The 15,507-nt window shown below is 35.6% G+C and carries 16 protein-coding genes and 1 pseudogene; 15 read left to right on the forward strand and 2 right to left on the reverse strand.

Annotated elements, in window-relative coordinates; all coding sequences use genetic code 11:
* The first annotated feature begins 79 nt into the window (after positions 1 to 79).
* The 10 genes and pseudogenes from I6L50_RS11835 (at position 80) to I6L50_RS11880 (ending at position 10,774) form a co-directional block, all read left to right on the forward strand.
* Positions 80 to 522, forward strand: a pseudogene (locus tag I6L50_RS11835) (ferrochelatase).
* Positions 523 to 580: 58 nt separating this feature from the next.
* Positions 581 to 2,047, forward strand: a complete 1,467-nt coding sequence (katB, locus tag I6L50_RS11840) for a catalase KatB (RefSeq protein WP_219301629.1) — start codon at positions 581 to 583, stop codon at positions 2,045 to 2,047.
* Between the two features lie 97 nt (positions 2,048 to 2,144).
* A complete protein-coding gene (locus I6L50_RS11845) occupies positions 2,145 to 2,450 on the forward strand; it encodes a hypothetical protein (RefSeq protein WP_219301631.1) in 306 nt (101 codons plus the stop codon).
* 808 nt (positions 2,451 to 3,258) lie between these two features.
* On the forward strand, positions 3,259 to 3,609 hold the full coding sequence (locus tag I6L50_RS11850) for a YtxH domain-containing protein (protein WP_002087015.1): 351 nt from the start codon (positions 3,259 to 3,261) through the stop codon (positions 3,607 to 3,609).
* 56 nt (positions 3,610 to 3,665) lie between these two features.
* The gene (locus I6L50_RS11855) at positions 3,666 to 8,255 is read left to right on the forward strand and encodes a cation-translocating P-type ATPase (protein ID WP_219301633.1); all 4,590 of its coding nucleotides are present in this window, start codon (positions 3,666 to 3,668) and stop codon (positions 8,253 to 8,255) included.
* A 13-nt stretch (positions 8,256 to 8,268) separates the two neighbouring features.
* A complete protein-coding gene (locus tag I6L50_RS11860; RefSeq protein ID WP_002087012.1) occupies positions 8,269 to 8,571 on the forward strand; it encodes a hypothetical protein in 303 nt (100 codons plus the stop codon).
* Positions 8,561 to 8,794 (forward strand): hypothetical protein, encoded by a 234-nt coding sequence (locus I6L50_RS11865; protein ID WP_002087011.1) that lies wholly within the window; start codon positions 8,561 to 8,563, stop codon positions 8,792 to 8,794. Before I6L50_RS11860 ends, I6L50_RS11865 begins: the two co-directional genes overlap by 11 nt.
* A gap of 132 nt (positions 8,795 to 8,926) precedes the next feature.
* Entirely contained in the window at positions 8,927 to 9,544 is a 618-nt protein-coding gene (ytaF, locus tag I6L50_RS11870) for a sporulation membrane protein YtaF (protein ID WP_002087010.1), read from the forward strand.
* A gap of 127 nt (positions 9,545 to 9,671) precedes the next feature.
* Entirely contained in the window at positions 9,672 to 9,908 is a 237-nt protein-coding gene (locus tag I6L50_RS11875) for a hypothetical protein (protein ID WP_002087009.1), read from the forward strand.
* 224 nt (positions 9,909 to 10,132) lie between these two features.
* Positions 10,133 to 10,774, forward strand: coding sequence for a helix-turn-helix domain-containing protein (locus I6L50_RS11880; RefSeq protein ID WP_002087007.1), 642 nt, complete (start codon positions 10,133 to 10,135; stop codon positions 10,772 to 10,774).
* 136 nt (positions 10,775 to 10,910) lie between these two features.
* Here the strand turns inward: I6L50_RS11880 and I6L50_RS11885 are convergent, their stop codons facing one another.
* A complete protein-coding gene (locus I6L50_RS11885; RefSeq protein ID WP_219301635.1) occupies positions 10,911 to 11,978 on the reverse strand; it encodes a tyrosine-type recombinase/integrase in 1,068 nt (355 codons plus the stop codon).
* Positions 11,979 to 12,812: 834 nt separating this feature from the next.
* On the opposite strand from I6L50_RS11885, the gene I6L50_RS11890 reads away from it, so the two are divergent.
* The 3 genes from I6L50_RS11890 (at position 12,813) to I6L50_RS34830 (ending at position 14,421) form a co-directional block, all read left to right on the forward strand.
* Positions 12,813 to 13,988 carry an AimR family lysis-lysogeny pheromone receptor gene (locus I6L50_RS11890; RefSeq protein WP_219301637.1) on the forward strand — a complete coding sequence of 392 codons (1,176 nt, stop codon included), beginning with the start codon at positions 12,813 to 12,815 and terminating at the stop codon, positions 13,986 to 13,988.
* A 6-nt stretch (positions 13,989 to 13,994) separates the two neighbouring features.
* Entirely contained in the window at positions 13,995 to 14,135 is a 141-nt protein-coding gene (locus I6L50_RS11895) for a hypothetical protein (protein ID WP_219301639.1), read from the forward strand.
* A 151-nt stretch (positions 14,136 to 14,286) separates the two neighbouring features.
* Positions 14,287 to 14,421: a hypothetical protein gene (locus tag I6L50_RS34830; protein ID WP_257475386.1), complete on the forward strand. Its 135-nt coding sequence runs from the start codon at positions 14,287 to 14,289 to the stop codon at positions 14,419 to 14,421.
* Positions 14,422 to 14,428: 7 nt separating this feature from the next.
* On the opposite strand, the gene I6L50_RS11900 is transcribed toward I6L50_RS34830, so the two are convergent.
* Positions 14,429 to 14,782 carry a helix-turn-helix domain-containing protein gene (locus I6L50_RS11900; RefSeq protein ID WP_219301641.1) on the reverse strand — a complete coding sequence of 118 codons (354 nt, stop codon included), beginning with the start codon at positions 14,780 to 14,782 and terminating at the stop codon, positions 14,429 to 14,431.
* 173 nt (positions 14,783 to 14,955) lie between these two features.
* On the opposite strand from I6L50_RS11900, the gene I6L50_RS11905 reads away from it, so the two are divergent.
* Positions 14,956 to 15,207: a helix-turn-helix domain-containing protein gene (locus tag I6L50_RS11905; protein WP_219300536.1), complete on the forward strand. Its 252-nt coding sequence runs from the start codon at positions 14,956 to 14,958 to the stop codon at positions 15,205 to 15,207.
* Positions 15,208 to 15,267: 60 nt separating this feature from the next.
* Positions 15,268 to 15,456: a helix-turn-helix transcriptional regulator gene (locus I6L50_RS11910; RefSeq protein WP_098873007.1), complete on the forward strand. Its 189-nt coding sequence runs from the start codon at positions 15,268 to 15,270 to the stop codon at positions 15,454 to 15,456.
* Positions 15,457 to 15,507: the final 51 nt, after the last annotated feature.

Here is a 15,507-nt window from a genome sequence, read left to right on the forward strand (position 1 = left end):
TATTTATTATTGCTTGTTATACTTGGAAACAAATGTTCTTGAAAAAGATTCTCATTTCCAAAATTGAGGTGTTATATAGATGACGAAGAAGAAACTAGGTTTGCTTGTGATGGCGTATGGAACGCCGGAGTCATTAGATGATGTACACTCACATTCGTCACGGGCGTAAGCCGTCGGAAGAAGCGCTCCAAAATTTAATCGGACGGTATAAAGCAATTGGTGGAATTTCACCGCTTGTGAAAATAACGAAAGAGCAGGCGCATAAATTAACAGATTCAATGAATAAAATGTTTACAGAGTATGAATTTGTTTGTTACTTAGGTTTAAAACACATTGCTCGATTTAGAAGTTTTATATGACAACGATTATGAATGTAAAGTTGTAACTGATGAATTAAATACCGCATATTTTAGACTGAATATGCCCAATTCACAATCTGTATTTATTGATTGTTTAGCTGAAATTGTTTCCAAAAAAATGAAGGGGATAGTTGACAAGGATTTAATTTTGAATAATAATTAGTTTATAATAATTTTAAATAAATAATAATTACTATGAAAGAAAGAGGAGGATCCCCCTGATGAATCCAAATAATCGCTTAACAACAAACCAAGGTGCTCCAGTTGGAGATAACCAAAATTCTCGTACAGCTGGTCACCGTGGACCGGTATTGTTAGAAGACTATCATTTAGTAGAAAAACTTGCTCACTTTGATCGTGAACGTATTCCGGAGCGTGTTGTGCATGCACGTGGTGCAGGTGCTCACGGTGTATTCGTGACGAAAAACAGCATGAAGCAATATACGAAAGCAGCGTTTTTACAAAATGAAGGAACTGAAACACCTGTATTCGTTCGTTTCTCAACGGTTATTCATGGTCAAGGCTCCCCAGAGACAGCTCGTGACCCTCGTGGTTTCGCTGTTAAATTCTACACAGAAGAAGGAAACTACGATATCGTAGGTAACCATTTACCAGTTTTCTTCATTCGTGACGCAATTAAATTCCCTGACATGGTGCATTCTTTAAAGCCAGCACCTGATACAAATGTTCAAACGCCAGATCGTTACTGGGATTTCATGACGTTAACTCCAGAATCTACACATATGATGACATGGGTATTTTCTGATTATGGTACACCAGCAAACTACCGTGAAATGGAAGGTTTCGGCGTACATTCATTTAAATGGATTAATGCAGAAGGTAAAATTGTTTACATTAAATATCATTGGAAGCCACAGCAAGGTGTGCGTAACTTAAGTGCAAAAGAAGTCGAGCAAGTACAAGGAAAAGACTTCAACCATGCAACTCGTGATTTATTCGATTCAATCGAAAAAGGAAATTATCCAAAGTGGGATTTACACGTACAAGTAATGCAACTAGATGAAACGGACTCTTTAGACTTCGATCCACTAGATCCAACGAAAGTATGGCCAGAAGATCGTTTCCCATTAATTGAAGTAGGGACGATGACGTTAAATCGTAACCCGAAAAACTTCTTCGCAGAAGTAGAACAAGTGGCGTTCTCTCCAAGTGCAACTGTAAATGGCATCGAACCATCTGAAGATAAATTATTACAAGGGCGTTTATTCTCTTACCCAGATACACAGCGTTATCGCCTTGGTGCAAACTACTTACAAATTCCTGTAAACTGCCCATACGCAGCTGTTCATAACCAACAACGTGATGGTGCAATGCAAGTAAATCAAAACCCATCTACAGTAAACTACGAACCGAGCCGTCATACAGAAAATCCGGTTGAAGATCGGGCTTACCGCGATTCAACTATGAAAGTAGAAGGCTACGTATCTCGTGAAAAAATTGAGAAACCAAATGACTTTAAACAAGCAGGTGAGCGTTACCGTTCATTCTCTAAAGAAGAACAAGACAACTTAATTGCAAACTTAACAAACGACTTAAAAGACGTAAATGAGCGCACGAAATTATTAGCTGTTTGTAACTTCTTCCGTGCAGATCAAGAGTACGGCATGCGTTTAGCTGGGGCGTTAAATGTTGATATTACGCAGTATGTAGGGAATGTTCCGAAGTAAATAGGAAAAGACGACTGGAAGAATTTTCGGTCGTCTTTTTTGTGTGAAAGATGTTATACTTTTGTCGAAAAAATTTTACATATAAGAGGTGTGTTTTATGAATGTTGCTATTTTTATTATTGCTGCATGTGTATTTTTATTGGTAGTATTTGCTATTGTAAAAATGTTTATAACAATCGGGGAACAGGGTGATGAGCGCGCCGCGTTTATAAAAAATAAAGCGATGGCTGAGACGTTTCAAATTGCGATGGGGTTAATGGTACTTGAGATGATACCTTTTATTTATCATCGGTTTAATGAAACGGTAGGGACACCGTTTAATCCAGTTCGCTTTTTAGCTGTAATAGCGATTGCGTTTCTTATTATATTAAGCTTGAACAAAAGTAAGTACGGTGATTCATAAGTTGTGCAGAGGTATTTCTCGTTTGAGTTACGTAGAATTTTGCAGATAAATCGATATGTTGTGTCGAAAAGTCGATATAATAGAAGGAAACGATCGGTATATTTAAAAAAATCGTTGATATATTTTCTATAATACTAGATGGGGTATACATGAGCGCAAATGCGAATAAATTATATGTATAAATTTCACTATATAGCAAAAACGATAAGTGTAATAATTTCCTTTTACTTAGTAAAACTAAGTGGCCTGAGTTCTACATCAATAGGAACTCAGGCTTTTTTATGCGAAAAATTTATGAAGTCTTTTTGGAATAAAACTTAGGACAAGAAAGATTGCGATTTCACCTAAAATAGCGACAGTAATATTGAATAAGAAGGTGCGGAAATTTACAGTGATGTGATTGAGGATAGCGTATTTCCAGTAGGATAAGCTCATGAAAATCACTCCTTATAGTGTTTTTTATAGTATATAAAAGTTGTTTCGTAAAAGTGCATGTCCTTGTTTATAATTTGTAAAAATACAAAATGAATTCTCAACAAAATCTCAACAATTGAGTAAGAAAAGTTTATGGAATATATTACTTATCCCATTACGTAGAAATAGAAGTATTTACAAAATAATCTTCAGAATTAACATAAAATTTACAAAAAACTAATAAATTGTTGAAATAACACAAACAAAAATATATACTCTTTATATACTTTTTACAAAATAAGGGATGTGATGAAATGGTTTACAAGGTTACTTAATTGTATATGAATTGTTCGTTTTAAAGATTCGAAATAACTTTAAGTGAGGAGAAATGAATATGTTTCGATTTATGAAATCTCCAATTGGTATAGCGATTGGGGTAGCAGCGGTTATATTGGCATCACCAAAAGCAAGGAAAGGATTACGAAAACTAGCAGTAAAAACAGTATCAGCTTTTCTTGGTGCGAAAGAACAAATTCAAAGTGCTGGTTCAGAAATGGAAGAAGCTTTACCAAAAGTGAAAGAAGCGGCACGTAAAGTGGCTGTGAGAACAGTATCGCCAATTTTAGGAGCGGTAGAAGCTGTTCCAAATACAATTTCTAAATTCCAGGAAAAATGGGTTTCTCGTGTAAATGCGTATCATTCTGAGCAAAATATAGATTATGAAAATTTGCCCGTTAGTCCTTAAGTACCACATGAGCAATAACCCTTTTTACTTCCTTCAAGACGATAAGGAGGATGATGATGCAAAGTAAATCATTAAAAACGAGATTTATACGATCGTTACCTGGAAGGATTCGAATTGAAATTTACAAGCTAAAATACAACAAGAACATGGCGAACTCGATATTAGACCGATTTAGTCAAGCGGAAGGTATTTATCAAGTAAGTCCCTCAATTTCTACAGGAAGAGCCCTTATTACTTACGATATCAACAAGACCTCTCTACATAACATTTGCAAAATAATTCAACTTATAGAAGAACAAGTGACCAAGCGAAAGAAAACTAGTACAAATAGCAGTGAAGAAAAGAAGGAATTAATAGATTATTCATCTAGTGTAGTTTCTCGTAATAATGACACGGTTCATAGCAAAAAGGATGAAGGTGTGCCGTTACCGTTAGCACTTTCAGTTGTTGGGTTAGGTGCTTTCGGCATAAAACAATTATTTATGGGGAGATCTGCCTTAGCTAGAAGTCCTGGTCTTTTTTATGTATCCGGAGCTTTATCTGTTGTGACGGGTTATCCGTTCTTGAAGCGAGGATTCAAAAAAATGGTTGCTAGCAAAAAGGTGAATTCTGATCTTGTGCTTGGTGTAGGAACACTTGCACTTGCGCTCGCACGGGAGAATATTGTCGTGCTTGCCGGTCTTAGTCTATTAAACTACTTAAACTGGAAGCGTAGTCAAGCAAACATAAACGAAGAAAATGAGGCGTATAAAGAAAATCTCCTTTCCCCGGAGATTAAAGCCTATAGTGAAAAACAATCAAAATGGGGAATGATTTTTGGTGGAGCAACTTGGGCTTTCACTAGAAATCCTTTGCGCGGAATGGCAGTTTTATTAGCGGCTAATCCCAAACCAGCTGTCTCATCGGCAGAATATGCGTGGCGACAAGGTGATCTTGTTGCAAGAGAAAGAGGATATGTCATTCCGAGTGGTGGGTCGTTATCGCAATTATCTCGGACAAAAACGATAGTATTGGATGATACATCTCGTATATTCCAGGTCTCAGCAGAGGGAATGAGTTGTATTTCACAAGATGAAAATGACGGGCAAGTTTGGTGCACAGCCGCTTCTCTTATTGAAAAAAGTGAGCATGTTTGGAAAGAAGAAGTCGTGCAACAGGCGGCGAAAACTGGAAGAACGTTAAGAAAGGCGTTTGAAGTTCAAGTAGAGAATGAAGGGATAAAAGGTGAAATTCAAGGGATAACTTCCTTTTTCGGAAGTAAAGATTTTGCCGAGCGAAATGGTGTAGATATAAGTGCGTATGAGCTGGAAGCGAAGAGACTTGAAAAAGAAGGTTTTCAAGTTCAGTTCGTCGCTAAAAATAAAAAATGCTGCGGTCTATTAGTTGGATCGAAGGTTACCATTATTCCTGAACTCAAAGAAGTAGTCAATGGGTTACGTAAAAATAAGTGGAGTATAGGCGTTTTGCAAAATAGTTTACATGTAAATCGTAACATTCTTTCTCAATACGGTGTGGATGATAGCTGGCAGCAGGGTGATGCTACCAAACGGGTGGAATTGCTTCGTTCAAATGGAGAAGAGGTATTATTTGCAACTGATCAAAATACCGATTTTTCGTCTATATCATTTGAAGAAATAAAAAATATCTCTCAATCTACAGCGTATGCAAACCGAATCAATATGTTGGTGAATGAGCATTTCCGCGCAGCGAAAGTGTGGAATGTGGTGGGAGAGATGTTAGCAGTTTGGTCTATATTCACAGCACCTGTAATCGCCTTATTTGCAAATGCTTTATCGTTAACGTTCTTATCTAGGGCGAAAAGAATGAGTGAGAAGATATTTTCCTATGGAGAATTGTCGAAAATGGATTCTTCTCAGTCAAAAGTGATTCCTGCTAAACAAGATCAAATTCCATGGTATACATTTAATCAAGAAAAAGTGATGAATAGATTACAAGTTGAGAAGCAATATGGATTAAGTGATGCACAAGTAAATATGCGAAAAGAAGAATACGGAATGAACCAAATTGAACCGAAACCGTCAGTTCCTTGGATTGTATCGTTTATGGGTCAATTTAAAGAATTTACATCGCTTATTTTACTCGGAGCAGCCGGATTATCTGTTATATCTGGTGGTTGGTTCGATGGATTAGCGATGGGGACAATTCTCGTTGTAAATGCAATAATTGGGACGCTTCAAGAGCGGAAGGCGGAAAAGGTAGTTGAGGCTTTAAATCAATTCCGAGCTCCTGTTTGTAAAGTAATACGAGAAGAAGCAGAAATAGAAATATCAAGTAGTGAACTCGTTCCTGGGGATATCGTCTGCCTGGAAGCGGGAGACCGTGTACCTGCTGATCTTCGCGTTGTTAACTCTTGGAACTTAGAAATTAATGAAGCGATGTTAACGGGAGAATCACTTCCAGTTGAAAAGAAAGCTGACACTATGCTAGAAGAATGTTCGTTAGCAGAGCGAAACAATATGCTCTTTATGGGGACGTCCGTAACACGCGGTAAAGTGGTGGCAATCGTAGTGGAAACAGGTATGCGTACAGAGATGGGCTATATGATCTCCTTAATGAAAGGGGAGGAAACAGAGCCTACGCCATTACAGCAAAAGGTGACATCTATTAGTAAAACATTTATTAAAGGGGCATTTGTAGCTGGTGGTCTTGTGCTTGTAGCGGGTCTAATTAGGGGACTGCCAATTACGCAAATGATTACAACGTCGGTTGCTCTTACTGCTTCTGCTGTTCCAGAAGGCTTGCCAATTATGATTACGATTGCTTTAAGTGCGGGTATATTCCGTATGCAAAAGCAAAATGCGCTCGTTCGGAAGCTTTCAAGTTTAGAAACGCTTGGTAGAACAACGGTTATTTGTTCTGATAAAACGGGAACTCTTACGAAAAATGAAATGACTGTTAAAGTAATTGCTACGCCAAATCGTTTATGGAGTGTAACGGGTAATGGGTATGAACCAGTAGGGACAATTGCGGATGTAACTTCATCTAAAGTTGCTGCTTCTGTAGATATGGATGTAGAAGATGCTATTTATCATGAAACGGAAAATATGCCGCTAGAAAATCCTGATTTAGCTCGCATTCTTCAAATTGGTGTCCTTTGTAACAATAGTAAATTAGAGCAGGAAGATGACCTATGGGTTGTGAAAGGTGATCCGACTGAAGGAGCTTTATTAAGTTTAGCTTCTAAAGCGGGTGTGCTGCATGAAGATATGGCGTCATTTGAACGCCATCATGAAGAACCGTTTGATTCTGAGACGAAAATTATGAGTGTTGTTTGTAAAGAGAGTAACGACGAAGAGTTGTATAAGTTCTCGAAAGGTTCTGTAGAGGCAATTCTTCCTCGTTGTAAATGGTATCAAGATAACGGTCAAATATATCCGTTATGTGATAAGGAAAAAGAAGTCGTTTTACAACAAAATGAAAAATTTGCGGAACAGGCATTACGAGTATTAGGTTTTGCGTACAGTGCTAACGAAAATGATGATCTTATTTTTGTTGGGTTAGTCGGTATGGTTGATCCGCCGAAACCTGAAGTGGAGGAGAGTATTCATGAAGCGATTGAGTTAGGTGTGAAGCCAGTAATGATTACGGGAGATCATCCGACTACAGCGATTTCTATTGCGAAACAAACTGGAATTTGGAATCGTGAAGATCGTGTTTTAACGGGATTAGAAATTGATAACATGACAGATGAGGAATTAAAAGAAGTTGTAAAAAGTACATCTGTTTTTGCTCGTGTGACCCCGGCTCACAAATTACGAATTGTAACTGCATTCCAAGCTGACGGTCAAATCGTCGCTATGACTGGAGATGGTGTAAATGATACACCGGCTATAAAAAAGGCGAATGTTGGTATTGCGATGGGGCAAACTGGAACAGAAGTAACGAAAGAAGTTGCTGATTTAATTTTGAAAAAGGATCATTTTGGTTCAATCGTTGAAGGGGTAAAAGAAGGTAGAACGATCATCGGAAACATTCGCAAAGCAGTTGGTTGTTTATTAACGGGCAATTTAGCGGAAGTATTAGTGACGAGTGCGGCTGTTATTGCAGGAATGCCGATTCCGTTAGTACCAATTCAAATTTTATTAATGAATCTTATTACCGATGCTTTACCAGCGATGATTTTAGCTGTAAACCCTGGAAACAAAACGAAGCAAACGAAACGCCAAGATATTGTTGATAAAGAATTGTATAAAAAAGTTGTGACAAGAGGAGTATTGCTTGGGGTAGGTTCGCTCGCTGTATTTGGTATTAGTTTAGCGGCTGGAGTACCTCTTCCAGTAGCGCAAACATCAGCGTTTGCGGCTTTAGTTGCCGGACAGCTCATTCAAACTTTCTCCTGGAGACAAGAGGGATCAGAAGAAACAATTCGTGATTGGTCAAAAGACCGTTTCTTTATTGCAGCGTTAGGAACGTCTTGGCTCGTATTGTTATCAGCTATATATGTACCGCCGTTAGCTCGTATATTCCATACCGTTCCGTTAACACTGGCGCAATGGATACCTGTTCTTCTTGTAGCGGGTACAGTATCTAAAATTTCGAAGCCTATTATTAATTTAGTTTCATATAAGAATAATAATCTAGTAAAGCCGATAGTTTCTGAATCTGCATTATTAAAAACAGTGTAAAGGAGCAATGAAAATGATACGAAAAGTTGTTATTGGATCTACTTTAGCGTTAGCGAGTGCGGCTTTATTACCTGTCGTAAGAAATACACTTCGTCCGCTTGTTGAATCAGGAGCAAGAGGTGTGAAGTCTACTTTTGAAACAATTAAAGAAGAAGTAGAAGATATTATTGTGGAAGCGAAAATGGATAGGATGCAAAAGCAATTTGAAAAAGAACTTTCTTATGTGGAAGATGACACAACTGATGAACAAGAAATTATAGAAGCGGCAGCTGAACAAGCGCAAGATGAAGAGGAGGAGATTAAGCATGATGCATAAAGCTGTAGAAAAAGATGTAGATTATCATTTGGAAAAAGCGTTAGAGCATTTTGAGCAGGCGTTAGATTTAAGTGTAAAAGCGGCATCAGAAAATAAAGCGATGCAAAAAGAGGTTGCTACGAAAATGGGATCTTTCACTGGTGAAATTTTTCACTCTGTTCGTGAAAAAGGAAAAGCAAATCGTATGAATGTAATGAAATGGTTCACTCTTCCTCGCTTTTAAGCGAGGAGGGGGATTAAGTGGAAGGAATATAGGGAGTTTGTATCTCCCTTATTCATATTCCATACAATGTATGTCAGATAAATTATCTTAATATTCAGAAATACATTTTGCGCGGAGGAGTGAATGAATTAAATGACAGCATGGATGATGGTATTAGCACTGACATTTTCATCAAGCATTGATAACTTAGGAGTGGGAATTTCTTACGGCATTCGCAACATACGAATTAGTCATTTTTCCAATCTTATCATTTCGGTTATTTGCTTTTTGTTTAGTGTGGCCGGGATTTATTTTGGGTTATGGCTTTCGAAAATTTTGCCTGGGATTATGCCAGTAGTCATTGGTTCTTTCTTATTAGTTGTCATTGGTCTTCGAATTGTATTATTAGCAATTCCTCGTAAGGTGGTAGCTGAAGGTGCAGAAGGTGAAGTGGCATCTACAGAAATAAATGGTTTAACGAAAAATATAGGTGAATCTGGAGGAATCGGATTTGTAGAATCCATCTTTCTTGGCATTGGTCTGTCTGCTAATGCATTAACGAACGGATTAGGTGCTGGTTTATTCGGTTTGAATCCGATAGCGATATGTGTTGCTGCGGCAATTGGTAGTTTCATAACAGTTTGGGGCGGAGTTGCATTAGGAAGAAAGATAGCTCACGTTCGTATTGGGAAATTTACTTTAGGACAATTTGGAACATTGATTAGCGGAACGTTACTATTAATTATTGCGTTTGCTGCGTTTTTTGATTGATTTATCCCGCTATTTGCGGGCTTATAATCAGCAGGGATGATCATAACCTCCACTGATTAAAGTTTCACTTTATAGAAAGAGAAAGGAATGATATTTTTAACATCAGATGAATAGAAGGTGAGCGAAAGTGAGATTACTTTATAAAAGGTTGAAGTACTCTGAACTTGAGGCTGAATTACAATTAGTAGAAAGTGTTTTAAGTTCAGGATATTTTATTTTATTAGATTTATTCTTTTTGTCTTCGTTATTAACAGTGCTAACTTTTTCCTTGCACCATTCATTTCTAGTTGCATTTTTCACTTTTATTAGTTCTTATATTGTTTGTAGTAGCATATTTTTTTTATTGAGAAAGTGGTTGCAATAAGTTGCTCTATTAAACTACGCAGAAAAAGCCGTCTTAAAAAATTTCGATTTTTTGAGATGGCTTTATTTTATGATTCGTAATATATGTTTACAAAATGTAAACATATATTACGAATCCCCATCTTGTAACTTGGCAAAAAAATTTGTTAATATAATTGTATAGAAGTTGTAGTTATTTTGCATGTGACAACTATGATTATTCTCATGAATAGAGGGGAATGGAATATGTCTGAAGGAACTGAAAGAAGTAATCTTGGGTTGTTATTAAAAGAATTATTGAAGGAAAAATCTTTATCGATGCGAAAACTGAGCGCGCTTACTGGAATTGATACTGCTACTATTTCAATGATTATAAATGGTAAGCGAAAAGCAAATCCAAAGCATTTGCAAAAGTTTGCAGATTGCCTCGGTATTCCGATCGCAGATTTGTTTGTGGCGGCAGGTTATTCTATTGGAACAAAGCAGGAAGAACAATCTGATATTCATGTATCTATTAATAACATTGAGCATTTACTTGAATCTTCACAGTTATATGATCAAAAGTTTAGTATCGCGAATGTAGAGCAACAATTGGCTAATTACGAACAATATTCGCAAACAGAAGAAGGACAAGAAACGATTGAAAAGGGGTTTACCGAGAAGATTCAGAAGGTAAGCAGTATTGGACCATTCATTAATGATCTGAAAGAATTGTATGAGAGATTTACGAAAAAGAAGGGGACACCTGTAGAACTAGCTTTAATGGGAAGTGCTCTCATCTATTTTATTCTATCAGTCGATGTGATTCCAGATTACATTTTTCCTATCGGTTATTTAGATGACGCTGTTGCTGTGCAACTTGTTTTAAATTCGCTATTGAAAAGATAAGATGTTTATATGAATAGATAGATAAAGATATTTATATACCAATAGTTTGGAATATTTGTGTTGTTATGAATATACGAAAAAGGTGTACCCTAAAGCAGTTATAATAGGTATTTTAGAGTATGAAGTAACGATTTGGTCACAGCTTTGATAAGTCTTCCTCTATAAATGTAATTACTTCCGCCTGCTTTGATGGGTATAAATGACTATATATATTTAAAGTTGTAGAAATATTTGAATGTCCAAGGCGTTGGGCAACTACAAGTGGACTAACTCCTTTATTTATTAAATAAGATGCATGCGAATGCCTAAATTCATGAAGTAAAATTCTTTTTGTCCCAGCAGTAGTCACATATTTATTATATTTTGAATCGAGTGTAGTAGTAGCGATACTATTATAAAATTCGCCAAATACAACATAATCACTTTTTACAGCTGCTTTTAATGTAGCATGCTCTTTTAAATCTTTCAATAAACCCATGACGAGTGAAGGTAACAGAATGTTTCTATTTGCCGCTTTAGTTTTTGGTTTTGTAATTTGTCTTTTATACTCAGTCTTATCAATTTTAATACTTTTTGTATTAAAATCAACATCTTCCCAAGTTAAAGCTAAAAGTTCACCTTTTCTAGCTCCGCTATAATAAAGTGTTGAGAAAAAAGCACGATATAGTGGATCATCCACTACTTTTATAAAACATTGAAATTCATTGAATTCCCAAAAATTCATTCTTTTATTTGATTCTAGTTCAAAGTTCCCTGCAATACGCGCTGGATTACGAGTTAAGCCATGGAACTTGGTTGAAAAATTAAATATAGAGGAGAGTACGGTATGGATTTTTTTTAAAGAATCAGCTGAATATGTATGAATAATTTTATTCTGATAATGCATAACGTGCTTAGCGGTGATTTGATCTATTTTCATTTTCCCAAATTCACCAAGTAAATGATTATAGATAATATTCTTGATTACGTTTATGGAAGATGGTTTTCTCCTCTGACAATACCAATCAAAATAACTATCCGCAACTTGAGCAAACGTTAAGTTTGAGTTTGTTTCTTTTTCAACCAACATTTTTGCCTCAGCTTCACGTGCCTCCTTTTTCGTTTTAAACCCACGACGTTTTACTTGCTTTTGAGTACCATCAAACTGACGGACTCTGACAACGAAGAAATAGGTTCCTCGTTCTTTATCTTTGTACACCACCATAGGGAATCCCTCCTGCATATATAAAGAGTGATAATTCAATTTATTGAGTAGATTATAACTTGTTTGTTACCAAAAGAAAAGGCTCTCAAAATAAATTGAGAGCCCCTCTTTGACTTTACCCACTTTAATTTTAATAACATACTACCTACATGAAAATAAAATTGCAGTTTAAAATAGTGTAGCATATTTAAATCCAAAAATACTCAAAAAATAAAAATCCCCACTAATGTTAGTGAGGAAAGATTGGTTAGGGACACCAATCAGTATGATACATAAAGTAAGGATAAAATAATAGTACCATACCAATGGTGTGACATATATTGAGAAAGTTCGACATTTATTTCTTGTAATATTGTAATGTGAATTGAAATTGGTTGGGTGTAATTATTAAAAAATGGCGGGTTTTTACATTGATTTGAGTGGAATATAATTAAAAATGAACCAATGTTTATTACGAATGTGAAATATGTGAACCTGTAGTCGAATAATTTCAAGATTTTTCTTTAAAGTTATATTGAGAAATATATTTGAGGATGGAATGGGATGTGGGTTCATGATAACATTGATTATGTATACAGTATAGGGGTTTCTATTAGTTGATTAGACAGAATAATCACAAAAAAGAATAAGTTAAAGCATAAAAACTTGCAGAGCGTGTGAAAGAGGCTCACCCATAAAGTCTCTCACACCGTTCATCCTAGCTACCTTAGGACAAACACTTGCATCATACGAGTTCCTCCTTAGTTTAACAGACATTTATCATTCGTAGTGCAGCTTAGAGGTTGAGAAAATAGGATGATGATGGATTTTTATGGTCTTGAGGGGAGGAATTGGATGAAGATTAAATTGAAACAAATGAATGAATCACTAAGAGAAAAGGGGCTTACTAATCGCCAATTGGCTAAACACTTTGGTATAAGTCATACAACTATTAACAACTATTTTTCAAATGCATCAAGTTTTGATTTTATGCATTTTGTATGTTCCCTTCAATTATATGAGCCCAAAGGGTTAAATTTGCATAAACAATTTGTGAGAGGAATGATTCCTGAATTAACACCTAGGAACAAGCTGTTGGCTTTAGATGTTTTAGATATGTGTGGCGAGTATGAATTACAGGAATTAATTATAGAGGATATCAGGGCACTTACTAATAAATCAGATATCACAAGTACCCTTCAAAAATTAGCGCCATTATATGAGCAATTTCGTTGGAGAAGTGAAGAAACTGTAACGACAGATTATTTCTTTGAGAATGTCAAGAAAATTTTGCAAGGAGAAAAAGGCGATGTTTGTGAATTTAATGTAATATCTGATTTTGCAATGATTTACGCTTTTTTAGGTTTTAAAAATTATAAAATGATGGAAAAGTATATACAAAAATTAATTCCAGAGATAAGCAAAATTAGTAGTAAGACATTGCAGGTTTCATTCAATATTAAAGTGAAAGAAATGCAAATCTTTACTGCACTTCATGGGAACGAAGTAGAGAGAGCAAAAGAGTTGTGTTTTGATATAATAAATGACTCCAATAATCCATATGATAGTATTAAAGCAGTTGCGTATTGCAAACTTGCAGAAAGCTATGCACTTACAGATTATTTCACGGCTAAAATGTATATAGATAAAGCCATTGAGGTATTGGGTGAATGTAGTAACAAGAAGTTCAAAATTAGAAAGAAGAAGATTTTAAATACGTTGTTATTCATAAAAATATATCATAATATCGATTTACACACCATAAACCCTGAAGATATCAAAGATTTGGCTGAGCGCGCATTTTTATATATTAAATTAGGAAAGCTAGATATGGCCATTGCACTATTAAAGGAGCTAGAACAGAAAAATGGGTATCTAAGTAGTTTCCAGTTATATTACATGGGGTTAGCTACTGGGGAGAAAAAATATTTTGTTCAGTCCACAAAGAGTTTTTATAAAGCTCAGGACTATTTCTATGTTCAGTTACCTGAACTTGCGATGGCATGTTATAATACTAGTAAAGGGGTGTAATTGTATATGTGGAGAAAGGTGCTCAATTTTATAGTGGCAGGTGCAATGTTTTTTGGTGTATCGTCTTCTTTTATAGGTTATAATATTAATGCTGATAAGAGAGAAATAAAAGTGCAGTACGTTGATCCAGGACCTGGTGGCGGATGAGTAAGTTTATAGTAGATTAAAATAAGATGATTAAATAATGACACTTTCCTATTGAGGGAAGTGTCATTATTGATTTATAGGGATTGGAAAGGTAAAGTGATAAGTCAGTAAAATCTTTCCGCCTAGTATTTACCATTAAGGAGGATGTTATATGAATACCATTGGGGGTTGCGAAATGGAAAAAGAAGAAATCATTCAGTTTTTTTTAGATACAGTTGTAGAATTTGAGCCTGAAAAATTAGAAGAATACATAGCTGAGATTAAAAAAAATAGCCATTCCTCATAAAAGGGGGCTATTTTTCTACTTTATTATGATGTTTATTGAGGGCTTGAGCTATTGCAAGCATCTGTTCTAAAGCCATTTCCTCTTTTTCTTTAGGCAGGGGTGCCAACCATTCCATGATTTCTTGGAATTTTTCTAATTTGTCATTTTGTATAGTGAAATCTTTTTCAATGCTTCCATAAATATAATCGGCTGGAACTTGAAAACGTTTGATTATTTTTTCGATGGTTTCTCTACTAGGAAAAGCTTTTCCACTTTCAAATTTTGAAATAGTACCTTTTGTTAAATCAACTTCTTTTCCGAATTGTTCTTGACTCATTTTGTTATCTATACGAATTTGTTTAAGACGATCTTTCATGTGCATAAAATGGCTCCCTTTCAGTAATCTTTGTTAATGTTCATTTTACCATAAGGTTTCTTAATAAGAAACTTAAAAAGAGAAAAGTTGCATTGATTGAATTTTTTGTGAAAAAAGACTTGAAGTTGCATTGACTGAAACATATAATGTATTTATAAGCATCATAAAGGGGAGTTTTTATGAGAAATAAATTAAAACAAACAGAACTTCAAAAAGCATTTAAGGCTTCGGGCTTAAAATATCACGAATTAGCTCAAATAATTGGTGTTTCTAAATCTCATTGCTATAAGATAATTAATTGGGAAATGCGTATTTATTATGATACCGCTGTGAAAATTGCGGATGCTCTAGGAAAAGACCCATCATTGATATTTCAGGAGCAACAAAAAAAATTTGGGATTGATGTTGCAGTAGATGAAACTTATGTTTAATTGTGAAAAAATTGTAATTAAGTGGATTTCACAAATCGATATGTTATAAGGAGCGATACCATGCACAAAAACCTATACATAGCCAGAAAAGAACGACGCATGACACAAGAGAAAGCGGCAAATTTAATTCATATTGCACCGAGAACATATTTTGCTAAGGAACACGGAAAAAGTGACTTCACCCTAAAAGAAGCGCAAAAACTAGCGAAATATTTCAAAACAACAGTGGACGAGCTGTTTGAGAAATAAAAAAGCCCTATAAAGGGCTTTCTGACACCAAATGGTTATGGGTAATAAGAA

The organism is Bacillus sp. FDAARGOS_1420, assembly GCF_019344915.1.
GTDB classification, from domain to species: domain Bacteria; phylum Bacillota; class Bacilli; order Bacillales; family Bacillaceae_G; genus Bacillus_A; species Bacillus_A mycoides.